This is a genomic window from Paenibacillus oleatilyticus (assembly GCF_018998565.1).
Classification (GTDB): domain Bacteria; phylum Bacillota; class Bacilli; order Paenibacillales; family NBRC-103111; genus Paenibacillus_G; species Paenibacillus_G oleatilyticus.
In genome coordinates, this window is sequence record NZ_JAHNZO010000021.1 from 1 (window position 1) to 24,311 (window position 24,311).

At 53.2% G+C, this 24,311-nt stretch carries 25 protein-coding genes and 1 pseudogene; 23 read left to right on the plus strand and 3 right to left on the minus strand.

What is annotated here, in order from left to right; translation table 11 throughout:
• The 10 genes from KQX66_RS23735 to tatA all read left to right on the plus strand — a co-directional run.
• Positions 1 to 724 (plus strand): DNA mismatch repair MutL family protein (locus KQX66_RS23735; protein WP_498047077.1); only part of this gene is annotated, 724 nt, incomplete at its 5' end.
• A complete protein-coding gene (locus KQX66_RS23740) occupies positions 725 to 1,498 on the plus strand; it encodes a class I SAM-dependent methyltransferase (protein WP_216795283.1) in 774 nt (257 codons plus the stop codon).
• A complete protein-coding gene (gene miaA / locus KQX66_RS23745; protein WP_216795284.1) occupies positions 1,492 to 2,466 on the plus strand; it encodes a tRNA (adenosine(37)-N6)-dimethylallyltransferase MiaA in 975 nt (324 codons plus the stop codon). Before KQX66_RS23740 ends, miaA begins: the two co-directional genes overlap by 7 nt.
• Before the next feature lie 12 nt (positions 2,467 to 2,478).
• Positions 2,479 to 2,718, plus strand: coding sequence for an RNA chaperone Hfq (gene hfq / locus KQX66_RS23750; protein ID WP_010494175.1), 240 nt, complete (start codon positions 2,479 to 2,481; stop codon positions 2,716 to 2,718).
• A gap of 186 nt (positions 2,719 to 2,904) precedes the next feature.
• Complete coding sequence (locus KQX66_RS23755; RefSeq protein ID WP_216795285.1) at positions 2,905 to 5,763, plus strand: PBP1A family penicillin-binding protein; 2,859 nt, start codon at positions 2,905 to 2,907, stop codon at positions 5,761 to 5,763.
• A 121-nt stretch (positions 5,764 to 5,884) separates the two neighbouring features.
• Positions 5,885 to 6,607 (plus strand): peptidylprolyl isomerase, encoded by a 723-nt coding sequence (locus tag KQX66_RS23760; protein ID WP_216795286.1) that lies wholly within the window; start codon positions 5,885 to 5,887, stop codon positions 6,605 to 6,607.
• Between the two features lie 175 nt (positions 6,608 to 6,782).
• Positions 6,783 to 7,478, plus strand: coding sequence for an alpha/beta hydrolase (locus KQX66_RS23765; RefSeq protein ID WP_253957388.1), 696 nt, complete (start codon positions 6,783 to 6,785; stop codon positions 7,476 to 7,478).
• Between the two features lies 1 nt (position 7,479).
• Positions 7,480 to 7,869, plus strand: coding sequence for a Fos family putative thiol transferase (locus KQX66_RS23770; RefSeq protein ID WP_216795288.1), 390 nt, complete (start codon positions 7,480 to 7,482; stop codon positions 7,867 to 7,869).
• Positions 7,869 to 8,525, plus strand: coding sequence for a YdcF family protein (locus KQX66_RS23775; RefSeq protein WP_216795289.1), 657 nt, complete (start codon positions 7,869 to 7,871; stop codon positions 8,523 to 8,525). The genes KQX66_RS23770 and KQX66_RS23775 overlap by 1 nt, the downstream gene beginning before the upstream one ends.
• 96 nt (positions 8,526 to 8,621) lie before the next feature.
• Positions 8,622 to 8,816 (plus strand): twin-arginine translocase TatA/TatE family subunit, encoded by a 195-nt coding sequence (tatA, locus tag KQX66_RS23780; RefSeq protein ID WP_025844320.1) that lies wholly within the window; start codon positions 8,622 to 8,624, stop codon positions 8,814 to 8,816.
• Between the two features lie 78 nt (positions 8,817 to 8,894).
• On the opposite strand, the gene KQX66_RS23785 is transcribed toward tatA, so the two are convergent.
• Entirely contained in the window at positions 8,895 to 9,686 is a 792-nt protein-coding gene (locus KQX66_RS23785; protein WP_216795290.1) for a GNAT family N-acetyltransferase, read from the minus strand.
• 222 nt (positions 9,687 to 9,908) lie between these two features.
• On the opposite strand from KQX66_RS23785, the gene KQX66_RS23790 reads away from it, so the two are divergent.
• The 8 genes and pseudogenes from KQX66_RS23790 to glnA all read left to right on the plus strand — a co-directional run bounded on the left by KQX66_RS23790 (position 9,909) and on the right by glnA (position 16,528).
• Positions 9,909 to 10,889: an AAA family ATPase gene (locus tag KQX66_RS23790; RefSeq protein WP_438804208.1), complete on the plus strand. Its 981-nt coding sequence runs from the start codon at positions 9,909 to 9,911 to the stop codon at positions 10,887 to 10,889.
• Between the two features lie 200 nt (positions 10,890 to 11,089).
• Complete coding sequence (locus KQX66_RS38020; RefSeq protein WP_306665890.1) at positions 11,090 to 11,242, plus strand: GNAT family N-acetyltransferase; 153 nt, start codon at positions 11,090 to 11,092, stop codon at positions 11,240 to 11,242.
• A pseudogene (locus KQX66_RS38740) lies at positions 11,229 to 11,468 on the plus strand (GNAT family N-acetyltransferase); the annotation flags it as partial. The gene KQX66_RS38020 and the pseudogene KQX66_RS38740, both read left to right, overlap by 14 nt.
• Positions 11,465 to 11,626, plus strand: a complete 162-nt coding sequence (locus tag KQX66_RS23800) for a hypothetical protein (RefSeq protein ID WP_167670203.1) — start codon at positions 11,465 to 11,467, stop codon at positions 11,624 to 11,626. The pseudogene KQX66_RS38740 and the gene KQX66_RS23800, both read left to right, overlap by 4 nt.
• A gap of 310 nt (positions 11,627 to 11,936) precedes the next feature.
• Entirely contained in the window at positions 11,937 to 13,262 is a 1,326-nt protein-coding gene (gene hflX / locus KQX66_RS23805) for a GTPase HflX (protein ID WP_216795291.1), read from the plus strand.
• 1 nt (position 13,263) lies between these two features.
• On the plus strand, positions 13,264 to 14,514 hold the full coding sequence (locus KQX66_RS23810; RefSeq protein ID WP_216795292.1) for a methionine gamma-lyase family protein: 1,251 nt from the start codon (positions 13,264 to 13,266) through the stop codon (positions 14,512 to 14,514).
• 169 nt (positions 14,515 to 14,683) lie between these two features.
• Positions 14,684 to 15,097 carry a MerR family transcriptional regulator gene (locus KQX66_RS23815; protein WP_010494149.1) on the plus strand — a complete coding sequence of 138 codons (414 nt, stop codon included), beginning with the start codon at positions 14,684 to 14,686 and terminating at the stop codon, positions 15,095 to 15,097.
• A 93-nt stretch (positions 15,098 to 15,190) separates the two neighbouring features.
• Positions 15,191 to 16,528: a type I glutamate--ammonia ligase gene (gene glnA, locus KQX66_RS23820; protein ID WP_216795293.1), complete on the plus strand. Its 1,338-nt coding sequence runs from the start codon at positions 15,191 to 15,193 to the stop codon at positions 16,526 to 16,528.
• Between the two features lie 239 nt (positions 16,529 to 16,767).
• On the opposite strand, the gene lexA is transcribed toward glnA, so the two are convergent.
• On the minus strand, positions 16,768 to 17,388 hold the full coding sequence (lexA, locus tag KQX66_RS23825) for a transcriptional repressor LexA (RefSeq protein ID WP_216795294.1): 621 nt from the start codon (positions 17,386 to 17,388) through the stop codon (positions 16,768 to 16,770).
• Between the two features lie 146 nt (positions 17,389 to 17,534).
• On the opposite strand from lexA, the gene KQX66_RS23830 reads away from it, so the two are divergent.
• The 4 genes from KQX66_RS23830 (at position 17,535) to KQX66_RS23845 (ending at position 19,866) form a co-directional block, all read left to right on the plus strand.
• The gene (locus tag KQX66_RS23830) at positions 17,535 to 17,903 is read left to right on the plus strand and encodes a LysM peptidoglycan-binding domain-containing protein (RefSeq protein WP_253957390.1); all 369 of its coding nucleotides are present in this window, start codon (positions 17,535 to 17,537) and stop codon (positions 17,901 to 17,903) included.
• 154 nt (positions 17,904 to 18,057) lie between these two features.
• Positions 18,058 to 18,252, plus strand: coding sequence for a DUF896 domain-containing protein (locus KQX66_RS23835; protein ID WP_063180459.1), 195 nt, complete (start codon positions 18,058 to 18,060; stop codon positions 18,250 to 18,252).
• Between the two features lie 259 nt (positions 18,253 to 18,511).
• Complete coding sequence (locus KQX66_RS23840; RefSeq protein WP_216795295.1) at positions 18,512 to 19,027, plus strand: hypothetical protein; 516 nt, start codon at positions 18,512 to 18,514, stop codon at positions 19,025 to 19,027.
• 41 nt (positions 19,028 to 19,068) lie between these two features.
• Complete coding sequence (locus KQX66_RS23845; RefSeq protein WP_216795296.1) at positions 19,069 to 19,866, plus strand: HAD family hydrolase; 798 nt, start codon at positions 19,069 to 19,071, stop codon at positions 19,864 to 19,866.
• A 132-nt stretch (positions 19,867 to 19,998) separates the two neighbouring features.
• Here KQX66_RS23845 and KQX66_RS23850 read toward each other — a convergent pair whose 3' ends face one another.
• Positions 19,999 to 20,541: a 1,2-dihydroxy-3-keto-5-methylthiopentene dioxygenase gene (locus KQX66_RS23850; protein ID WP_216795297.1), complete on the minus strand. Its 543-nt coding sequence runs from the start codon at positions 20,539 to 20,541 to the stop codon at positions 19,999 to 20,001.
• A gap of 282 nt (positions 20,542 to 20,823) precedes the next feature.
• Between KQX66_RS23850 and metH the strand changes: the two genes are divergently transcribed.
• Positions 20,824 to 24,258 carry a methionine synthase gene (metH, locus tag KQX66_RS23855; protein ID WP_216795298.1) on the plus strand — a complete coding sequence of 1,145 codons (3,435 nt, stop codon included), beginning with the start codon at positions 20,824 to 20,826 and terminating at the stop codon, positions 24,256 to 24,258.
• The last annotated feature ends 53 nt before the right edge of the window (positions 24,259 to 24,311 follow it).

Sequence of the window (24,311 nt, forward strand, 5' to 3'; positions counted from 1 at the left end):
GCTGCGCACCGCGTCCGCGGGCCCCGCGGCGCAGCCGGGCGCGGAGCGCGAGCGGCTTTCGCCGCGCGAGACGGCGGCGGCCTCGGAGGCGCTGCTGCGCGCGATGACGCCGCAGGCGGAGGAGCCTCCTGCGCTGCCGGACTTTCCGAAGCTGCACCCGATCGGGCAGCTTCACGGCACCTACATCGTCGCTCAGAACGAGGAAGGGCTGTTCCTGATCGACCAGCATGCGGCGCATGAACGGATCAATTATGAGCATTATTACGACAAATTCGGCAATCCCGCGGAAGCGAGCCAGGAGCTGCTTGTGCCGCTGACACTGGAATTCACCGCGATCGAAGCGGCGAAGCTGGCCGACCGCTTGCCGCAGCTTGAGCAGGCGGGCGTCTATCTGGAGCCGTTCGGCGGGGCTTCGTTCCTCGTCCGCGCGTATCCGCATTGGCTGCCGGCGGGCGAGGAGCAGGCGCTCATCGAAGAAATGATCGAATGGCTGCTTGGCGAGAAGAAGCAGGTGGATATCGGCAAGCTGCGCGAAAAAGCGGCGATCATGTGCTCCTGCAAAGCTTCGATTAAGGCGAACCAAAGCATCGGTCTGCTGGAAATCGAGACGCTGCTCGACCGGCTGGCGGCCTGTCGCAATCCGTATACATGTCCGCACGGAAGACCTATTGTCGTAAGCTTTTCGACCTACGAGCTGGAAAAAATGTTTAAAAGGGTGATGTAGTTGTTCGTTACCACCTCCTATGACCCGAATCCCGCACAGCTGAGCGAGGCGGAGGCGCTGGCGCGTGCGCTTGGCGGGCGCTGTATCCGGCGGCGGCGGATGACGCTGGCCCAGCTGCGGGAGCGGTACGGAGACGAGGATATTTTGCTGATCTCGAAAGAGCGGATCGAATACCATCACGAACAGCGGCTGCCGCTGTTTTTTCATCCCAGCACGGCAGCGGTCCGGATCAAAAGGCTGCTGAACGGCGAGACGGACCCGCTGCTGACGCTGGCTGGCATCCGTTCCGGGGACCGGATTATCGATTGCACGGCGGGTCTCGGCTCCGACGCCATCGTCTTCTCGTTTGCGGCAGGACCCGAAGGAACGGTGACGGCGCTGGAAACGGCGCGGATACCGTGCTTTTTGTTGGAACAAGGTCTTAAGACCTACCATTCGGATGTACCCGGACTGAACGAAGCGATGCGCCGCATTGAGGTGATCGGTCAAGATCATACCGGTTATTTGCGTGCGCTGCCGCCGGACAGCGCCGATCTGGTGTACTTCGATCCGATGTTTCGCAAGCCGATCACGGAATCGACCTCGATCAAGGCGATCCGCGGCATCGCCGACGACCGGGCACTGACGGAAGAAGCGGTGGCGGAAGCGCGGCGGGTTGCCCGCCGGATGGTCGTGATGAAGGAGCACCGGGACAGTCAGGAATTCGACCGTCTGGGCTTTACGGAAGTGCACCGTTCTTCCACCAAAATAGCTTATGGAGTGATAAGATGCTGACAGAGACGGACCGGCATCGGCCGAAGCTGCTTGTGCTGGTCGGCCCGACCGCCGTCGGCAAAACCAAGCTTAGCTTAACGCTGTCCGAAGAATACAACGCTGAAATTATTTCCGGAGATTCGATGCAGGTATACCGAGGGATGGATATCGGTACGGCAAAAGCGTCGCCGGAAGAGCTTGCCCGGGTCAAGCATCATATGATCGACATCCACGACCCGGACCATCCGTTTTCGGTGGCAGAATTTCAGGAACGGTGCGTATCGCTGATCCGGGATATCGATTCCCGTGGAAAGCTGCCGTTTATTGTCGGAGGAACGGGCCTTTATGTCGAATCGGTTTGCTATGACTTCCGGTTCAGCGAAGGAGGCTCGGACGAGGCTTTTCGCGCGGAGCAGGAGGCTTATGCCGAAGCTCACGGTGCGGAAGCGCTGCACGAGCGGCTGCGCCAGATCGATCCGGAGTCGGCGCAGCGCCTGCATCCGAACGACAGGCGGCGCATTATCCGGGCCCTTGAGGTTTTTCATATGACCGGAGAACGGCTTTCCGACCAGCTTAAGACGCAAAAAAAACAGACCCCGTACGAATTGTGTATCGTCGGGTTGACAATGGATAGAGCTTTACTATATAAACGTATTGAAGAGCGAATCGATCTCATGCTGGAGCAAGGGCTGGTCGAGGAGGTTCGAGGGCTTCTGGCGAAAGGTTACGAACCGTCGCTCGTTTCGATGCAGGGGCTCGGCTATAAGGAGATCGCGGCGTACTTGCAGGGAGAGTATTCTTTGGAAGGAGCCGTCGATTTACTGAAGAAGAACACGCGTCATTTTGCGAAACGTCAGCTTTCCTGGTTCCGGCATATGAAGGACATCGTTTGGGTGGATATGAGTGAAATGGAAGAATTTTCTACCCAACTGAACCGGATTCGTGCTATAATAGCAGACAAGCTAACATTTGGCGTTAACCATTTTTGAGGGGGCCCATTGATGAACAAGTCAATCAACATTCAGGACACGTTTTTGAACCAATTGCGCAAGGAGAACATTCCGGTCACCGTTTATTTGACCAATGGATTTCAAATTCGCGGCGTCATTCGCGCGTTCGATAACTTTACGATCATTATCGACAGCGAAGGACGCCAGCAGATGGTGTATAAGCATGCGATTTCGACCTTTACGCCGCAGCGTTCGGTGTCGCTCATGCAGCAGGAAAATAGCGCCGAATAGCGGATTTTTTGGTTAGCGGCCAGAACTTGGAAGCAAAAGGAGCAACTTTTTCAGCTTCCCTTACGTCTAAATGGATACGAAGCATAAGAGCAACCCGGCTCGTTAGGGTTGTTCTTTGTTTAGTAAGCCTTGATGCAGGTTAAATAGGCTGTGCATTGCACACAGACACAGAAAGGGAGTCGGGGCATGACGGGAAGAAACAGCAGAACACCGGGCCAAGCACCGAAGGAGAAGAAACCGACATCATCCGCAAAATCATCCGCAAAACCGAAGAAAAAAAGGAAAATCACCTTAGGCAAAGTTCTGGCATGGACGTTTGTCGCCGGCGCGCTTGCCGCCATTTGCGGGATGGGGGTATACATTTTCGTCCTGGTCAACGGAGCAAATATCTTAAGAGACAACATCGGCAAATTGAATTTCAGCGAAGCGTCAATCATATATGATGCGGGCGGGAATGAAGCCGGCGTTTTGAAGGTGGAGAACCGGGAAAATGTCGATCCGGCCGAGGTTCCCGAAATGTTGAAACAGGCGTTCATTGCTACGGAAGATCAGCGATTTGAACAACACCAAGGCGTCGATTTGTTTTCCGTCGGACGCGCTCTTGTGAAGGATGTTGTCGCGCGAAGCATGGTTGAAGGCGGGAGTACGATTACGCAGCAGCTCGCCAAAAACGTATTTTTAAGCTCGGACAAAACGTTTTTCCGCAAAGCGACGGAAATGTCCATTGCGCTTGCGCTTGAAAGAGAATATAAGAAAGACGAAATTATAACTTTTTACTTAAACCGGATTTATTTCGGCAACCGGGCTTATGGCGTAAAGGCCGCCTCCAAAGTGTACTTCGGCGTCTCCAATTTGAAAGACTTGAAGCTGTGGCAGGTCGCTACGCTCGCGGCGATGCCGAAAGCGCCGAACACGTATAATCCGATCTCGAATCCGGATAAATCGAAGGACCGCCGGGCGGTTGTGCTGAAGCTAATGCAGGAGCAGGGCTACATTACGGAGGCCCAGCGCGCGGAAGCCGCCGCTGCAGAGTACGCGCCTCCGGCAAACGCGGGCAAATCGCAGTATCAGACGTACATCGATTACGTCCTCAAGGAAGCGCAGGATATGTATAAGTTCGACGAGGACGATTTGCTGCGGGGCGGGTACAAAATCTATACTTCGCTTGACCCGAACGCCCAGCAAATCATGGAGCAGACGTACGCGAACGACAAGCTGTTCCAAAAGGACGGACCGGAGCAGAAGATGCAGAGCAGCATGGTCATCCTGAACAACGAGGACGGCGGCATCGTCGCGATGATCGGGGGACGGGACTACGTAGCGCGCGGCTTGAATCGAGCAGTCGCCCAGCCGCGGCAGCCGGGCTCGGCGTTCAAAACGCTTGTCGCTTACGCGCCGGCCATCGAATCCGGCAAGTACAATCCGTACAGCAGGCTGCCTGACGTGCAGAAATCGTATAACGGCTATTCGCCTCGCAACTACGACGGAGTGTACCGCGGCGAAGTAAGCATGTTGGATGCGGTCAAGAAGTCGATGAACCTTCCGGCCGTCGATCTTTTGAGCCAAATTGGCGTAAAGACGGGTATCGACTTTGTCAAAAAGCTCGGCATCGACCTCGATGAGAAAAACGATCGCAACTTGGCGATTGCGCTTGGAGGATTGAACAAAGGCGTAACGACGCTGCAAATGGCGCGGGCCTACAGCGCCTTCCCGAACAACGGGAATTTGCCAACCGCGCACGCCATTACCAAAATTGTTGGCGATGACGGCAAGATCACTCCGTTCAAAGGTGAAACCAAGTCCGTCATGAGCGCCAAGACGGCTTGGTATATGACCCAGCTCATGCAGGGTGTCGTGGAGCCGGGAGGTACTGGAGCGGCGGCGAAATTCGATCGTCCGCTGGCGGCAAAGACAGGTACCACGCAGCTTGATTTGAAAGGGTTGGAGAAATACAACCGTGACCTGTGGTTCGTCGGCTATACGCCGGAATGGACCGCAGCCGTGTGGTTGGGCTTCGACAAAACGGATTCGAAGCATTACGTCACAATGGGCAGCGGCAGCCCTGGCATTATTTTCAAGGAGGTCATGCAAAAAGCGCTGGCCAAACGCCCGATGACCTCCTTCAAGCGACCGGACGGCGTCAAGGATCTGACTGCGCCTCCGAAAGGAATCACCGATTTGAAGGCCGAGCACGTTGTGATGGGCGGCAATTCGAAGGTACAGCTCAATTGGAGCGGCGTTGGCGACAATATGACGTACCAGATCTTCCGCAAAGATAGCAAGATGGCAGACTTCCCGGCAGAGCCGACAGAAAGCACGACGATGACGGATTTTGCGGAGTTCATTTCTCAGCCGGATACGTATGAATATGTCGTTGTGCCTTACAACCCCGAGAACAATACGACCGGCGCGCGCTCGAACGTGGCGACGGTCAAGGTGGATATGCTCGGTGGAAATCCGCTCGACCCGCTGCACCCGGGAACTGATCCGAACGGTAAGCTTGACCCGAATTCGCCGGGCGGAAAACCGGGAACGAATCCGCCGGGCACCGGACAACCGGGGAACGGCGATCCGGGAACCGGTCTGCCGGACCAAGGACAGCGTCCTGACCAGGAAGGCGGAAGCGGGATAGACGGCCGCCCCGATACAGAACAGGGTACCAAGCCCGGAACAGGACAGGGCGGAAGCACACGGCCCGGTGGCGAGACTTCGCAGCCGGGAGGCAGTAACGGAACCGGAGCGGGGACGGGACGCCCAGGAACGGATAGCGGAGCCGGCACCGATACAAGAACCGGAACGAATGGCACGAGCCCTGCCGGCGGCACGAATTCCGGCACGCAGACGAACGGCGGTAAAACCTCCGGAACAAGCGGCGGAAAAAGTGGCACAGGAACCGGCAGCGGCTCGGACGCGACCGCCGGGGGCACTTCCAGAGGTAGCGGAACAACGGGAGGCACGACTGGTTCCGGCGCTTCGACAGGAACGACGGATGGAGCGGGAACCGATTCCGCTTCGACAGGATCAACAACACAGACGGGACGATAATGCGATCGCGTCGTCCCGTTGCACGAGAGGATTTTTATTTTTCGGAAAGCTCGTAGTATAATAGAGCATGTGAAGATTGGTTTATACAAACTTTGACATAATTGGAGTTGAAATTGATCCGATGAATGCAGAAATGGTAAGAAAAACGGCAAAGTGGGCATGCGCTGCCGCGCTGCTCGCTATGATTACGACCGGCTGCGGCACGAAGCCCGCTCCGGAAGCTCAGAAGGAACCCGCACAAAACGGCAGCCAGACTGCCGGGCAGACGAACGATCAGGCCGGAGGGAAAACAGGCACCGACCAGGCAGCCAAAAAATCTTGGTCGTCTCCGCCTCCGATGTCCATTGATCCTAACAAAACTTATAAGGCGACGGTCACGACGTCCAAAGGCGCATTTACGATGGAGTTGTACGCCAAGGAAGCGCCGAAAACCGTAAACAACTTCGTATTTCTGGCGAAGGAAGGCTTCTACGACAACATCACGTTCCACCGGATCATCAAGACATTTATGATCCAGACGGGCGACCCGCTCGGTAACGGTACGGGTGGCCCCGGCTATAAATTTGAAGACGAGCTGAAAACGTCGCACAAATACGAGCCGGGAATCGTCGCGATGGCCAATTCCGGGAAAAATACGAACGGCAGCCAATTTTTCATCTGCACCGGCGATGACAGCAAGTCATTGAACCAGCGTCCGAATTACACCATCTTCGGTAAGGTGGTCGAAGGCATGGATGTCATCCAGAAGATCGCCGAGACCCCCGTTAAGCAGGGCAGCGAAGCGTCTCCGAGCGTTCCGACCGAGAAAGTGAAGATCCAATCGGTTGCGATTACCGAGAAATAAGTTGACAGCAGCGTGGCAGTGCCACGCTGTTTTTGCATTCATCGGCATTGATCCGGTGACCGGCGAAAAACCGGAATGCATTTGAAACGAAACTCCCCTGTCTTACGTCTACTAAGAAGAGAGTCCAAATGATGAAGCAGCGCTTAAACCGCTTGCCTAAGGAGAAATGTCGATCATGCCGAATCATGAACCGCGTGTTTGCTTACTGCTGCATGGATTTACCGGCGGACCGTTTGAGCTCGAACCGCTTGCGAATCATTTGCGGCAGCAGGGCTATGTTTGCGTGCTTCCTACACTCCCGGGGCATGACGCAGGACTACGGATGATGCGCGGCGTTCAATGGCAAGATTGGCTGAAGGCCGTTGCGGAGCAAGCGGAACGGCTAAGCCGGCAGTACGGCGAGATCGATGTAGTCGGTTTTTCGATGGGCGGTCTGCTCTCCACTTATGTGGCTAACCGTTTTCCGGTACGCCGTCTCGTGCTGCTTAATGCGGCGGTCATTTATGTGAGTCCGGGAAAGTTTATCCGCAATTTGGCGCAGCGTGTCCGCAACGGGCTGCGCGAGCCTTGGGAACGTCCCAAAAGCGTACCGCTTTCGGCGCCCGTGCAGTTCATGAGGCTGGTCCGCTATGTGAAGCAGCAGGAACTGCCGCGAATTTCCGTGCCGACGCTCGTCGTCCAAGGGAAGCAGGACCAGGTCATTCACCCCTATAGCGCCCGGTATATTTATGACCGGCTCCAGGGTGAGAAAGAGCTGCTCTATATGCCGCATTCCCGCCATATGATATGCTTGGAGCCCGAAGCTCCTCAGCTATTCTCGGCCGTTGCGCGCTTTTTGGACTCATCGAATGAACAGCATAGGGGAGTTTGAGTTGAAAGCTACAGGGTTCAATCATGTGACGATTCGCGTATCCGATTTGTCCCGATCGTTGTTGTTTTACGAATCTTTGCTCGGAATGAAGCTCGTTCATCGCGGCCGCCTCGACGTTTATTTGGAATGGGGCAGCGCATGGGTATGTTTGATCGAACGAAGCTGCGAGTCTTCGGAGAAGCCGGGTTATGGCGTTGACCATATTGCATTTTCCATAGCGGATGAAGATTTCCATGACGCAGCGTGTAAGCTGCAGCAGGCGGGCGTTCCTATCGTCAGGGGACCGCTGGAGCGGGGAGGCGGGTACAGCATCAACTTTCTCGATCCGGACGGTACCGAGCTGGAGCTGTTTACAGGCAGTTTAGCGGAACGTATGAAGGGGTGGTCCTGATGGCCGGGGTGAACCGTGTAAAGCTGATTGCACCAGGGTTTCGCCGTACTGCCAGCAAGCTGTTCCGATTCATGCTCGCCGTTGGCGCTGTGGCTCTCTTATGGGTCGGCTTCATTCAATGGCGGATCGCCACGCTTCCGGATGAGAAACTGCCGCCGCACGACGTTGGAATCGTGTTGGGAGCGGCTTTATGGCAAACGACGCCGAGTCCGGCGTTAAAGGAACGGTTGGACCGTGCGGTCGAGCTGTACCAAGCTGGTGTCATCCCCCGCATCATCGTGTCCGGCGGCTACGACCGTACGGATTCGCTGCTGACGGAGGCGGAGGGGATGCGCAACTACTTGGTGGAGAGAGGAGTGCCGAGCGCGTCCATTTATTTGGAAAACGAAGCGCGCAGTACGCTGCAAAATATGCTGTTCAGCCAAACGATCATGCGGGAACACGGCTGGACTTCAGCGGTTATCGTTACACACCGCTATCATGCGGTGCGTGCGCTCGATATGGCGCGTTTCCTGGGCTATGATTCCCCTTCCGTATCGCCGATGGAATCCAGTGTGCTTGCGATGGCATGGCATAAGAGCAGGGAAACGCTTGCGTTGACGAAATGGCAGTGGGACAAGATGCGGTCCGTCTTCGGGTACCGGCCGATCACCTGAGTCTGGCGGGTAATGTAAGGCGGAAGCGGTTTATTTTCCGGGGACAAGCTGGTATAATGTAAGTTACGATCTCCAGGTGCGAAGGAGTTGATTGCATTGCCTTTCGGAAACATCGGTATCGGAGGACTTCTTCTGATTGTCATCGTGTTGCTGCTGCTTTTCGGTCCGTCCAAGCTGCCTGAGCTCGGAAGAGCCTTCGGTCGGACGCTCAGTGAATTCAAGGAATCGACCCGCGGACTCGTGTCCGGGGATAAAGACGATAACAAGCCGCAGGACGATAAGAAAGCCTGAGTGCCGGCGTAAACTCCCTCTACCATATGCTCGTTTTGAGCTTGGAATAGAGGGAGTTTTTTCGTAGTCCATTTTCGGCTAAAGGTTGTCCATAGGCTTCGTACGATAGTGATAGGCGAAAAGCTTCTCATAGCCCGCTCCCGAATAAAGCCGGAGGGCCGGGGCATTGTCCGCGATCACCTGCAAATATAAGCGGTCCGCTCCTTGATCTCGGCTCCAGCGCGCCAACTCGTGAACGATGCGCTTGCCGATGCCCTGACCGCGAAGCTGCGGATGAACGACGATATTGATGAAGCCGGACCATCCGTCTTCAGCGACGGCCGTTCCCATCCCGACGCATTGGTCGCGGTCCATTATGCTAACATAGACGGTCGGGGCCTCGATTCGGGAGAAGAGGTTAGTGTAAAACTCCAAGAGCTCGGGAGCGAAGCCTTCCAGTGCCAAAAAATGGCCCAGCCAAGAGGCGTCATGCGACGGTTGGACAACGGCGCGCAGCGAATTTCCGTACACGGGCTCCGTCCGCCGTATCGCTTGACCAACGTCCGTCGTCATCATGAGGCACGGCGTTTCTTTTACATATCCCCGGCGTTCGAGGTATTCGTCCAACCCGGAGGGCGAAGCTTCGCTGATGTGAAAGCGCGGAGTCAAACGATGACTCCTATAGAAAGCTTCCGATTGGGCGATCGCCTTTTCATTTTCGGTCCACTGCTCGATGTCGTCAATGGTCCATGCGCTGTTCGCTCGCTTCGTCACCCCATCGGATGCCCGCAAAATCCAGCCTTCGCAAGGCTGCTCCAACTGAGCCGGCCATGTCCGCAAAGCCAATCGTTCAAGGAGGCGGAACATCGATCGATCTCGTAGTGCCTTCATTTGCCCTCGGGCCTCCTTATTGAAGGGATTTTATTATGAATATACATATGTATGAATAAAAATTCAACTCTTTTATTTTTTTGCAACAGAGAAAAAAAGGGGCAAGCGGTCAGAGCCGGCTCTTCGAGAGACGGCTGGTTTTGGCACATACATTAGTTTGCTTCAGGGAGTTATAAATTTTCCTCCGTCCGACTATTAATTAGGGTAGGGGAAGGTGATGAAATGACTCCAGAGACAAACAGGCTCATTACTACGAGAGACCGGCAAATCAATGTTGTTTTCAAGTCAACTTCTCCTGAGCCGCTTTCCGTGCAGGAAAAAGTTGATTCAAAAGACGTCATGCAAGCCATGGAAGCATTTTCGGATATCTACAAAGAACTGGACAAGATGATCGGGTTAGACGAGATCAAAGAGCTTGTTTTTCAAATTTATGCGATCTTGCAAATCAAGCAATTTCGCTCCCAAGAGGGGCTCCAGGTTAGCTCCAATGTATATCACATGATCTTCAAGGGCAACCCCGGTACGGGAAAGACAAGTGTAGCCAGAATTATCGGGAAGCTGTTCAGATCCATGGGGCTGCTCTCCAAAGGACATCTGATTGAAGTGGAAAGAGCGGACTTGGTCGGTGAATACATTGGCCATACTGCCCTAAAGACGAGAGAAATGGTCAAGAAAGCGCTCGGCGGCATTTTGTTCATTGATGAGGCATACAGCCTGGCTCGAGGCGGAGATAAAGACTTTGGCAAGGAAAGCATCGATTGCTTAGTAAAATCCATGGAGGACCACAAAAACGATTTTATTCTTATTTTGGCCGGTTACCCTAAAGAGATTGAGGATTTTTTAAAGACGAATCCCGGTCTTCCTTCCCGTTTTCCGATCCAGGTTAATTTTCCCGACTATACGATAGACCAATTGATCGAGATCGCGAAGCAAATGGCGGCGGAACGGGAGTACGTTATTCTTCCCGAGGCCATTCATAAGATCAAGAACCACTTGATGCAAGAAAAGTTATTGAATCTGAATTTCAGCAATGCCCGTCACATTCGGAATCTGATCGAAAAAGCAATCCGGTTTCAGGCGGTAAGGCTGGTTCGAAGGGCAAGAAAACTGACAAAGCAGGATCTGCTGAATCTGACACATGAGGATTTTTATATTAACGGCAAAACAGAGGAAGATTCCTTTTTTAACCTGAAACCATCGTAGCGGAATTGCTGCGCTTTTAAAACAAAGTGAGGCTTCATGCCTCTTTTTTTGTGCTAAAAAGGGACAAGCACTCCGTTGAGTCAAAGGCTAAAGCGGTTCGTCAGGTGAATTGTGCGTTATATTTGTTTATATGGTAAAATCGGGTTGATTCTTTTAAATAAGTGCACCTTTATTTTGATTGAAATGAGGAAGACGCCGGCGTGGAAAAACAAGGAGCAGCCAAAATTTTGGAAGGCAAACATATTTACTTGCGGGCAATCGAAATGGATGATCTGGATGATTATTATGCTTACTTGTCCGATCCGACAACCAGCAGGTTCACGGGGACGCAGAAAGTGTTTGAATTTGCATAGGGCCGAACTAAGTGTCTACGCTTTTAACGACAGAGCGATTCATGTCTACGAGAAGCTGGGCTTCAAAAGAGAGGGAGTTCAAAGGGACTGCTTATATTGGAATCATCAGTATCACGATGCGATAATAATGAGCATTTTGGAGCATGAATTTCGGGAGCTGCATATGCCGAAAATCGATTCAACGCCGGAGTCTAATTTGTTACAGCCTTGGAGGTTTGGTTCATGAGATCGGAAGATCAGATTAAGCGAATGATGATTCAATTGGAACAAATGGTACAACGATTGGATAAAGCGCACAACGAAAATGAAATAAACGAAATTAAAGCAAAGATTGAGATTTTGGAATGGGTACTGGATGCGCCTGCCGGCAAGTATCATGCTTAGTATTATTTTAAACTCGCCAAATTTTTGTTGACATCGTAGGCGTGTCGGTATAAAACCAAAAGAAGATCATTAGAATGATAGTTAAAGAAAATAGCGCGTAATCTGTTCAAAAAACAAAACACATTGTTCAAGTATTTATAGAAAAAGTTTTATTCCTTGAAGATGAAATCGGAATTGGTTTAAAATTTGGTGGTCGAGAGGAAGAGACCGATTAGGAGATGCGCAAGCATGTGGTGCATCTTCTCGGACAGTCCAATCCCCAGCCCTCGAGGCTAGAGCGCAAAACCCCAAAGGAGATAACTTAACTTATATGAAAAAAACGATTCACGAAGTAACGGGAGAAATTCAAGACCGCGCGGTGCTGGTCAGTCTGGTCACGCCGCAGCTCAAAAAGCAGGAGATGTACGACCCCGACCATTCGCTCGCAGAGCTGATTAGCTTGGCCGAGACGGCCCAGGTCGAGGTGCTCGGCACGCTGACGCAAAATAAGGAGTATACCGACTCCAAATGGTTCATCGGCAAAGGCAAAGCCGAAGAGCTGAAAGCGATGCTGGAGCAGACCGGCGGCAATACCGCCATCTTCGATCAGGAGCTGTCCGGCGCGCAGGTGCGCAATCTCGAGCAATTTTTGGATGTCAAAATCATCGACCGGACGCAGCTCATTCTGGACATTTTCGCGCAGCGGGCGAAGACGCGGGAAGGGATCATTCAGGTCGAGCTTGCCCAGCTCAGCTATCTGCTGCCGAGGCTGTACGGACAAGGCAAAAACTTGTCCCGTCTCGGGGGCGGCATCGGGACGCGGGGGCCCGGGGAAACGAAGCTGGAGACGGACCGCCGACATATCCGCGAGCGAATCGCAGAGCTGAAGCGACAGCTGCAAGAGGTCGTCAGGCACCGCAGCCTGCACCGGGAGCGCCGTAAAAAGACCGGCGTGTTTCAAGTGGCTTTGGTCGGGTATACGAACGCCGGAAAATCCACTTTGCTGCGGCAATTGACCCAGGCCGACGTTTATGTCGAGAACCAGCTGTTTGCGACTCTCGATCTGACTTCGCGCTCGCTTGAGCTGCCGGGCGGCATGGAGATCGTCGTCACCGATACGGTCGGATTTATTCAAAATCTGCCTCACGATCTGGTTGCGGCCTTCCGGGCGACGCTGGAGGAGGCTTGCGAGGCGGATCTGATTCTCCATGTCGTCGACAGCTCGTCCGAGATGATGGCCGCGCAAATGAAGGTCGTCGATCAAGTATTGGAAGAACTAGGGGCACATGGCAAAGAACGTGTGACGGTGTTTAACAAAATCGACCTCTGCTCCCCTGAGCAGAAAGAGCTGCTGACAGCCGAAGGGCCGTTTGTCCGCATCTCGGCTTACCGGGAAGAAGACTTAAACCTTCTAGTTGAGCTGATCGAGTCTCGTTTCATGGGTGCAAGCCGAACCTTCCGCATACCGGCAGACAAAGGCGATCTGATTTCGCTCGTTTATCGCGTGGGCGAGGTGCTGGAAAATGAAGTGGATGGGGAAGACATGCGGTTCAAGGTCCGGGTAAACAACAAAGAATACGACAAAATCGGTTACCTGCTCGCAGCTTACGACGAAGCGCGCCCAACGCAAGAGGAACCCAAGGGAGAGACATGGTAGGATGTTTAAGGAGAAGGTGCTTGGCCTGATGGAGCAGGCCGAGCTGCAGATCGAGGGGAAGTTGAAAGAGATCGACCGCGTGATCGACCGGAACCAATGGAAGGTCATCCGCGCTTTTCAGAAGCATAAAGTGAGCGATTATCATTTTGCGGGCTCGACAGGCTACGGATATAACGACCGGGGACGGGAAGTGCTTGATCTGGTGTACGCCGACGTATTCGGCGCCGAGGCCGCGCTTGTACGGCCGCATTTCGTTTCGGGAACGCACACGATCGGCACGGCGCTTTTCGGGGTGCTTCGTCCAGGGGACGAACTGCTCATGATGACCGGGCGGCCTTACGATACGCTGCATAAAGTGATCGGCAAGCCGGGAGACGGGCAAGGCTCGCTTCAGGATTGGGGCATTGCTTACCAAGAGGTCGCGTTGCTGGAGGACGGGACCCCCGATTATGCCGCGATTGCGGAACGTATTACACCTCGGACGAAGGTGATCGGCATTCAACGTTCCCGCGGGTACGCTTGGCGTCCGTCGTTCACCGTAGCCCAAATCGGAGAGATGGTGCGGTTCGTCAAAGAAATCAAGCCGGACGTCATTGTATTTGTCGACAACTGCTACGGGGAATTTACGGAGCTGACTGAACCGACGGAGGTCGGCGTCGATTTAATGGCCGGTTCGCTGATTAAAAATCCCGGCGGCGGGCTCGCGGCTACGGGTGGCTACATCTCGGGCAAGAGCCGCTACGTGGAGCTGGCTTCTTACCGATTAACGGCACCCGGTATCGGCGGTGAGGTGGGGGCCATGCTCGGGACGACCCGGGCTATTTTCCAAGGGCTCTTTCTGGCACCTCATCTGGTTGGGCAGGCCGTCAAGGGATCGGTTTTTGCCGCTTCGGTGTTCGAGCAGCTTGGGTTCACGACGCATCCGCGCTGGAACGATCCGCGAACGGATCTGATTCAGGCGGTTCAATTTACGGGGTCGGAGCATTTGATCGCTTTCGTACAGGGGATTCAACAGGCGGCAGCGGTCGATGCCCATGTCGTTCCGGAGCCTTGGGATATGCCGGGGTACGAGCATCCGGTCATTATGGCTGCAGGCACGTTCATCCAGGGAGGAAGTCTGGAGCTTTCCGCGGATGCGCCGATCCGGGAGCCGTACATCGCCTATATGCAAGGCGGGTTAACGTATTCGCATTGCAAAATGGGCGTACTGACCGCGATCCAGAATATGGTGGACCGCGGACTGCTGTCATAACATCGTTTGTCCGTAATTCGATGCGCGGATGCAGGTCATCCGCGTATTTTTTGTGAGAAAATATACTGTAATATGGGTTGACATAAGGCGAAAACCTTACATGACTTGACACGTTTTTTGAACAAGGTTACAATAACGGTAAGGTTCTAAGTGCTTAGGAGTGATGTTCATGAGTGATGATATCCGCAGGAATATGGCGCTTTTTCCTATCGGCATCGTAATGAAGCTGACCGATTTAACCGCGCGGCAAATCCGGTACTACGAACAGCACGAGCTTGTAATTCCGGCCCGAACGGGAGGCAACCAGCGGTTGTATTCGTTCAACGACGTCGAGAGGCTGCTCGAGATTAAAGATTTGATTGAAAAGGGAGTCAACATCGCCGGGATCAAGCAAGTGCTGCTGCCGGTCGACAAAAACTCCGAAGAAGCGACCGTCTTGAACGAGCAAACCGAGGTTAAGCGCCGGGAGCTGACCGATACGCAGCTGCACCGCATGCTTAAGCAGCAGCTGTTGGGCGGCGGCAAGCGTCCGAATCAGGTATCGCTGATTCAGGGCGAATTATCCCGCTTTTTCCGCAAGTAAGGCTGTGCCGGGGCTTGTTCCGGTAGCGCTTTCGCGATTTTACCGGACATCGCTTCGTTAATTTGTCTCATAGTTTAAGGAGGAGATCGTACAGTGACGGATAAACAATACACCAAGGAAGACATTCTGCGCATCGCTAAGGAAGAAAATGTAAGATTCATCCGCCTGCAATTTACCGACCTGCTCGGTACGATTAAAAATGTGGAAATTCCTGTGAGTCAGCTGGAGAAAGCACTCGATAACAAAATGATGTTCGACGGTTCTTCGATCGAAGGCTACGTCCGTATCGAAGAATCCGATATGTACTTATACCCGGATCTGAATACTTGGGTCGTCTTTCCGTGGGTGACGGAAGACCGTGTTGCCCGCATGATTTGCGATGTGTACCTTCCTGACGGACGGCCGTTCCCGGGCGATCCGCGCGGCATTCTGAAATCGGTACTGAAGGAAGCTGAGGAAATGGGCTTCAGCTCGATGAATGTCGGTCCGGAGCCGGAGTTTTTCCTGTTCAAAACCGATGAAAAAGGCAACCCGACGATGGAATTGAACGACCAAGGCGGTTATTTCGATCTCGCCCCGACGGATCTGGGAGAAAACTGCCGCCGCGAAATCGTTCTGACGCTGGAGGAGATGGGCTTCGAAATCGAGGCTTCTCACCACGAGGTGGCTCCGGGCCAGCACGAAATCGACTTTAAATATGCGGACGCTATCAAAGCGGCCGACCAGATTCAAACGTTCAAGCTCGTTGTCAAAACGATCGCAAGACAGCATGGCCTGCATGCCACCTTTATGCCCAAACCGCTGTTCGGCGTAAATGGCTCCGGAATGCACTGCCACCAATCGCTGTTCCGCGGCAAAGAGAACGCGTTCTACGACGAGAGCGACAAGCTGGGTCTGAGTACGTTGGCCAGACAATACATGGCAGGTATTTTGCGTCATGCCCGCGCCTTTGCGGCCATTACGAACCCGACGGTCAACTCCTACAAGCGTCTGGTGCCAGGCTACGAGGCGCCTTGCTACGTAGCATGGTCGGCCAGCAACCGCAGCCCGATGATCCGCATTCCGGCTTCGCGGGGTCTCAGCACGCGCGTGGAAGTGCGTAACCCGGACCCGGCGGCCAACCCGTATCTTGCGCTCGCCGTTATGCTTAAAGCCGGGCTCGACGGCATCAAGAACAAAATGCAGCTGCCGCCTCCGACCGACCGGAACATCTATGTGATGTCCGAAGAGGAGCGGGAAGAGCAGGGCATCCCAAGCCTGCCGGTCGACCTGAAGCAAGCGATCGATGAGTTGCTTCGCAACGACGTGATCTGCGACGCGCTCGGCGACCATGCTCTCGCGCACTTCGTCGAGCTCAAAGAAATCGAGTGGGATATCTACCGGACTCAAGTTCACGCTTGGGAACGCGATCAGTATTTGACCCTTTATTAATACTTAGCAGGCATTAGCAGCAGCCTCTCATGATGGTGAAGCCATGATGAGAGGCTTTTGTGCATTTTAAAAGCGACTTGGATTTGAAAGGAAATTTCAATCTCCTGAACAACTCCGCATACTTCCAGCCGCGTATTTCTGCCGCTTACGAACGTATTCGTTTGAAGGCTCGGACGCTCGACGGACGCAAAAAAGACTCCCCGATCGGGAGTCTTGATTTTGATTACGTGAAAATAGGATTAATGAACATTGCGGAATACGCCGATGACTTTGCCGAGAATCGATACGTTCTTCAGACGGAGTGGCTCCATTGTAGGGTTTTCCGGTTGAAGGCGGATGTGGTCCTTTTCTTTATAGAACGTTTTGACCGTCGCTTCGTCGTCCTCGGTCATAGCGACTACGATCTCGCCGTTGTTGGCCGTTTGCTGCTGGCGAACGATAACGTAGTCCCCGTTGCGGATGCCTGCGTCGATCATACTTTCGCCGATGACGCTCAACATGAAGACGTTATGGTCCCCGACGAAGTTGCTCGGAAGTGGGAAGTAGTCTTCGATGTTCTCTGTCGCGGTAATCGGTACGCCGGCCGTAACCCGTCCGATCAGCGGGACGCGGGAAACCGATACTGCGAATGCTCCGTCCCCGGTCGTACCGTCCAAAATCTCAATGGCTCTGGGCTTCGTAGGATCGCGCCGGATCAGCCCTTTCTTTTCCAGCCGCTCCAAATGACCGTGTACCGTCGAGCTGGAAGCAAGGCCGACCGCTTCGCCGATTTCCCGAACGGACGGAGGATACCCTTTATCTTTGACCTCGTTCTTGATGAACTCCAGAATAGCTTGCTGGCGAGTGGATATCTTGCCCATATGAATCACTCCATTTTTGGTAATCATTACTTAGGAGTATAACACAGAACCGGAGTTCGTACAAACATAAGTTCGAAAAACGGATTGACACAAACGTTTGTTCGTGTTAAATTCAGAACAGAACAAATGTTTGGGGGATGATATTCATGTATCAGAACAATCAAATGTTAGCTCAATACAACCGTAATTCAGCTGCCGTCTCCATAGATCCCGCTTACAAAGTGAAAAAAAACCGAACATATGTGCGAGTTATGGTTTTTGTTATATCGGTACTGATACTGCTCTTTGTCGGAGGTACCGTATCCGCTTGGGTAGGAAACGATGACGCTTATGCCAAAAGCACCGTATCCGTTCAAGCTTACGTAGTTGTAACTCAAGGCGATACGTTGTGGAGTATTGCTTCTTCGCACGCGAACAAAGGACAAGATCTGAGAGAGTACGTCTTTCAGATAAGGAAGTTGAACAACTTGAAGAACGTAACGATTCATGAAGGGCAAAAGCTGCTGCTTCCATAATACATAGCCGGCTTAGCTTTTCCTAAATTTCTTCCGTGGGCTTCGGCTCAATCTCTTGACTTTCAAATCCGGTAATGTCAAAGTATAATTTGATATGAAGCTTTCTCGTTCGTGGATTAGCGAACGGAGACCTAACATTACCGGGAGGACAAGCATGATTGAATCGGAGCACGACATAACCGTTAAGCGGATCAACGAGTTGGCCCGCAAGGCGAAAGCCGAAGGATTGACGGAAGAAGAAATGGATGAGCGCAACGTACTTAGGAAAAAGTATATCGATTCTTTTAAATCCTCCTTGCGTTCTCAACTGGACAACATTAAATTCGTGGATGAGGACGAGAAGAAGTAAGGAGTAAGGGACTTGCTTCGCTGATACAGCGTTTCCGGGCGCCGGAACAACATCGTCTGTTTCAGAGTTCAAGTCCGGGATTGGGGTTAAATCCAATTGGAATACGCACTATACGTTGGATGATCTAGTAGCCGCTGGAAAAGCGCGGTATATTGGATGCTCCAACTTTTTGGCGTATTTAGACGTCTCGGTTGACGAAATCGATCGGGAACGGCGAGTTAACGGCAAGTGTAGAAAGAATGGACAAAGGGGCTCAGCTATGTCACGGAAATGGCAACGCATGGTTCGCAAAAATACGAAAGTAACGAATGTTCAGCGCAAAAAGAGCGGCAAGGAAGCGATTTCGGAGTCAAGCGCTTCCGACAACTCGGTCACCTTTAAAGGGCGCAGCTGGTTTCTTCCAATGATATTGGTCGCCACCGGGATCTTCTGCTTCATTATATTCCGCGGTCAAGCGGGACAGGATCAGATGTACTGGTTCACGGGCGCGAGCTATATTGTCCTTGCACTGTTGATTTATTGGGTCCGTCGGCCGCTGTTGAAAATAGGCCCGGATTCGCTTACCTCCCGTCGTTTCGGCGGAGACCGGACCATGAGTGCGGATATGATCGACGAAATTTCCGTGACGAAGGATTCGATCTTTATTACGTTAAAGCCGAAGGGCGCCCGCTGGGGGTACACGAAATTTTATCATCAATTCCCCGTAGATGCGGCGAAGGAAAAGCTTCAAGAGTTTGCTCAAAAAAATCAAGTGGCATTTAAGCAAGAATCTTAAAATAGAACCGACATCACAGGGGAGAAAGAGGAATCCGGCTTATGGCAATTAAAGCGGTGCTTTTTGATTTGGACGATACGCTGCTCTGGGACGAGCGCAGCGTGAAAGAAGCGTTTCAGGCGACTTGCAGCGAGGCCGCCAAGCATTACGAGATCGATCCTGCCCAGCTTGAGGAAGCGGTAAGACGCGAAGCGCGGGCATTGTACGAATCGTTCGAGACGTTCCCGTTTACTAAAAAAATCGGAATTAACCCGTTTGAAGGGCTGTGGGCCCGATTTGTCGAAGGAGAACAGGAAGAGTTCCGCAAGCTTCAATCGTTGGCCCCGACCTATCAGCGGGATTCGTGGACTCGGGGGCTAAAGGCCTTAGGAATAGAAGATGCCGCGCTGGGACTGAAGCTGGCGGAGATGTTCCCGGCCGAGCGAAGAAGCCGTCCGATCGTTTACGAAGAGACGTTCGAGGTGTTGGATCAACTGAAAGAGAAGTACAAGCTGCTCTTGCTTACGAACGGTTCGCCTGATCTGCAAAAAGAGAAATTGGCGGGTGTCCCGCAGCTTGCTCCTTATTTCGATCATATTATTATTTCCGGTGAGTTTGGCGAAGGAAAGCCGGCGGTATCGATCTTCAAGCACGCGATGCAGCTGCTTGGCATTTCGGCTGAGGAAGGCGTCATGATCGGCGACAAGCTGACGACGGACATTTTGGGCTCCAACTCGATCGGGATGCGGAATATGTGGATTAACCGCCATGGGCTCACGTTATCGGACGAGATTACCCCGGCGCACGAAATTACGAGCCTCCGGGATATTCAGAAGATTATCGATTCTCTGGAAGCTTAGGATCAGCACTCATTTTGCCTAGCCAAAAACCCGCCATTTCATAATGGTGGTTTTTTTATTGTGCCAAAATAAAACAAGCCGCCTTTGACAAGGGGCTTGCGGCTTGAGTGTTCATTTATTTAAAAGTTCCACTTACGCTTTTTGGAAAGTCGGGTCTTCGAACGGATGCGCGATCCAGCCCTCGGTTTCGATGAACAGACGGACAGCTACGATTTGACGGTTTTCCATTAGGGTGAAGAAGTGCGGCTTGTGCTCCGGAACCGAGATCACGTCGCCGGCTTCCAATTCAACGTCGAAATAGCCGACATCGTCGGTCCCCTTAATGATGAAAATTCCTTTGCCAGCCGTAATGGCGCGAACTTCGTCTTCCGTGTGCGTATGCACTTGTTCGAATTTTTTGAGCAGTTCATCCAAATTCGGGGTAGCGTCGGACAGCGCGACGATGTCCCATGTCTGATAACCGCGGCGGCTGGCCAGATCGCGGATTTCTTCATCGAAGGTCGCCAAAATCTGCGATTTTTCCTCGTCCGTCAACGAAAACTTCCCTTGAAGCTCTGCGGGCAGTTTATCGGCGTTCCAATGCTCATAAAGCACCTCTTGCTTATCCAAAAATGCTTTCACGTTGGCTTCGCCCGAGATGCGCTCGTTGGTGTTGCGAATGCGAATTTCTGCCATAGTTCTCCCTCTTCCTTCTTGAATTCGTGACTTCTGCTTCTTATTATAGTGGAAGGGGACGCATCTGTCGATGTATAATACAGATAAATCCGATAGGATTCATTAGATAAGCGCTGAATTTTGTCACAATTGCTTTTCAACATGTATCGTTTCTGATACACTTAAGGTTACATAATTTGTGAGTATTATGCGCAGTACGGTGCAAGAATCATAGATCGGCTGCAGGAGTATCCGACCCCATGACAGAATGGAGCGGGGCGGCAGGGTGAAAGGGGATCACGGATGAGCAAGCCTTTATTGCAGGAACAATTACAGAAAAAAATTATGATTTTAGACGGCGCCATGGGTACGATGATCCAACAGGAGAATTTAACCGCTGCCGACTTCGGCGGCGACGAGTTGGATGGCTGCAACGAAATTTTGGTTGTGACCCGGCCTGACGTTATTCGCAAAATCCACGAAGCGTATTTTGCGGCCGGTGCCGATATGGTAGAGACGAATACGTTCGGCGCAACAAGCGTCGTGTTGGCGGAATACGATCTGCAGGACCGCGCGCGGGAGCTTAACCTGGCTGCGGCCAAGCTGGCCGTCGAAGCAGCTGAAAAATACAGTACGCCGGAATGGCCCCGATACGTTATCGGTGCGATGGGTCCAACGACGAAGACGCTTTCCGTCACCGGCGGAGTTACCTTCGACGAACTCGTGGACAGCTACTACGAGCAAGCGCTTGCGTTGATGGAGGCGGGCGTGGACGCGCTGCTGCTCGAAACATCGCAGGATACGCTGAACGTTAAAGCCGGCAGCATCGGTATCCGGAAAGCGTTTGAGACGGAAGGCCGCAAGCTGCCGCTCATGATTTCCGGTACGATCGAGCCGATGGGCACGACGCTGGCCGGTCAAAATATCGAGTCGTTCTATATTTCGCTCGAGCATCTCGAACCGATTTCGGTCGGATTGAACTGCGCTACCGGACCGGAGTTTATGCGCGATCATATTCGGACGCTGGCCGATATTGCGGGAACGGCGGTAAGTTGTTATCCGAACGCCGGTTTGCCGGACGAGAACGGAGAGTACCACGAGTCGCCGGAATCGCTTGCGAAGAAGTTAGCAGGCTTTGCCGAGCAGGGCTGGCTGAACATTGCCGGCGGTTGCTGCGGAACAACGCCGGATCATATCCGCGCGATGGCCGAAACGCTGGGCCAGTACCAGCCGCGCAGTCACCGGGGAGAGCATCCGCCCGCGGTATCCGGCATCGAGACGGTCTATATTGAAGATGCGAACCGTCCTTACATGGTCGGGGAGCGGACGAACGTTCTCGGATCGCGGAAGTTTAAGCGGCTTATTGCCGAAGGCAAGTATGAGGAAGCATCCGAGATTGCCCGGGCGCAGGTGAAAGGCGGCGCGCATGTCATCGACGTCTGTCTGCAGGACCCGGATCGCGACGAAATGAGCGATATGCAGCAGTTTTTGGAGCTTGTCGTCAAAAAAGTGAAAGTCCCGCTTATGCTCGATTCCACGGATTATCGGGTAATCGAGCTGGGGCTCAAATATTCGCAGGGGAAAGCGATCATCAACTCGATCAACCTGGAGGACGGGGAAGAGAAGTTCGAGACGGTGGTACCGCTTATTCATAAATACGGCGCGGCCGCTGTCGTCGGTACGATTGACGAGCGGGGGCAGGCCATTACAGCTGCCGACAAGCTTGAAGTAGCCAAGCGATCCTATGATTTGCTGGTGAACAAATATGGCATGCATCCGAACGATATTATTTTTGACCCGCTTGTTTTCCCGGTCGGAACGGGTGATCAGCAATATATCGGCTCTGCTAAGGAGACGATCGAAGGAATCCGGTTAATTAAAGAAGCGATGCCTGACACCGAGACGATTCTTGGCCTCAGCAACGTGTCGTTCGGCTTACCGGAAGCGGGCCGCGAGGTACTGAACGCAGTCTTTTTGTACCATTGTACGAAAGCCGGTCTGGACTATGCGATCGTCAATACGGAAAAGCTGGAGCGCTATGCGTCCATACCGGAAGAAGAGCGTCGTCTTGCCGAGAGCCTGATCTACGATACGAACGACGAAACGCTGGCCGAATTCGTAGCGCACTTCCGTACGAAGAAGGTCGAGAAGAAGGAAAAGATTTCGAACTTAACGCTGGAAGAGCGGCTGGCCTCTTACGTTGTCGAAGGCACGAAGGACGGACTGATCGCGGATTTGGACATAGCGCTGCAAAAATACAAGCCGCTCGATATTATTAACGGTCCGCTGATGAAAGGAATGGAGGAAGTCGGCCGGCTGTTCAACAATAACGAGTTGATCGTGGCGGAGGTGCTGCAAAGCGCCGAGGTTATGAAGGCGTCTGTTGCTTATTTGGAGCCGTTCATGGAAAAATCGGAAAGCGCCGTGAAAGGAAAAATCATTTTGGCCACGGTCAAAGGCGATGTGCATGATATCGGCAAAAACTTGGTCGAAATTATTTTATCCAACAACGGCTACCAGATCATCAACCTGGGCATTAAAGTGCCGCCGGAGCAGTTGATCGACGCTTACCGCAAAGAGCGGCCGGATGCGATCGGACTGTCCGGGCTGCTCGTCAAATCGGCGCAGCAAATGATCGTTACGGCACAGGACTTGAAGACGGCCGGTATCGACGTGCCGATTCTGGTGGGCGGCGCGGCGCTGACCCGGAAGTTCACCAAGACGCGCATTGCGCCGGAGTATGACGGTTTGGTATTATATGCCAAAGATGCAATGGACGGGCTGGATATTGCAAACAAGCTGAGCGACCCCGAGCAGCGGCAGCAGCTTGTACGGGAGCTTCGGGAAAGTATGGAATCCGACGTGAAGGAATCCGGCCGCAAAGAAGAGCAATTGCCGGCTTTGACCCGCGTCAGAACGTCTTCGGTGGATCGGGACGTTCCGGTGCAGGTGCCGCCGAGCTTGGAGCGCCGCGTGCTGCGAGACTACCCGATAAGCCATCTGATCCCTTATATCAACATGCAGATGCTGCTTGGGCACCATCTTGGCTTGAAGGGGAAAGTCGAGCAATTGCTGGCCGACAAAGATCCGAAGGCGTTGCAGCTCAAAGAAACCGTTGACGAACTGCTGGCGGAGGCGCAGAAAAACGGCATCCTTCAAGCACACGGCATGTACCGTTTCTTCCCGGCGCAATCGGATGGCAACGATGTGCTCGTCTACGATCCCGAGGATTATACAAAAGTGCTTCAGAAGTTTACGTTCCCGCGGCAGGAAAAGGAGCCGTACTTGTGCTTGGCCGACTACCTCAAGCCGGTAGACAGCGGAATTATGGATTACGTCGGTTTCCTCGTCGTGACAGCCGGTCATGGCGTCAGCAATCTGGCGGCCGAGTGGCGGGAGAAAGGCGACTACCTGCGGTCTCATGCGCTTCAAGCGGCGGCTCTTGAGACGGCCGAAGGGTTCGCCGAGCGTATCCACCAAATGATGCGCGATGTCTGGGGCTTCCCGGACCCGGCCGAAATGACGATGCAGGAGCGCTTCGGTGCCAAGTACCGCGGCCAGCGGTTCTCATTTGGCTACCCGGCGTGTCCGAACCTCGACGATCAGCAGCAGCTGTTTGCTTTGATGAAGCCGGAGGATATCGGTGTACATTTGACAGAAGGCAGCATGATGGAGCCGGAGGCATCCGTCTCGGCTATCGTGTTTGCGCATCCGCAGGCTCGTTATTTCAACGCATAACCGTTTTTTGGGTATGCTATAAAAGGAGTGGGGCCTTGGTCGCTCCACTCTTT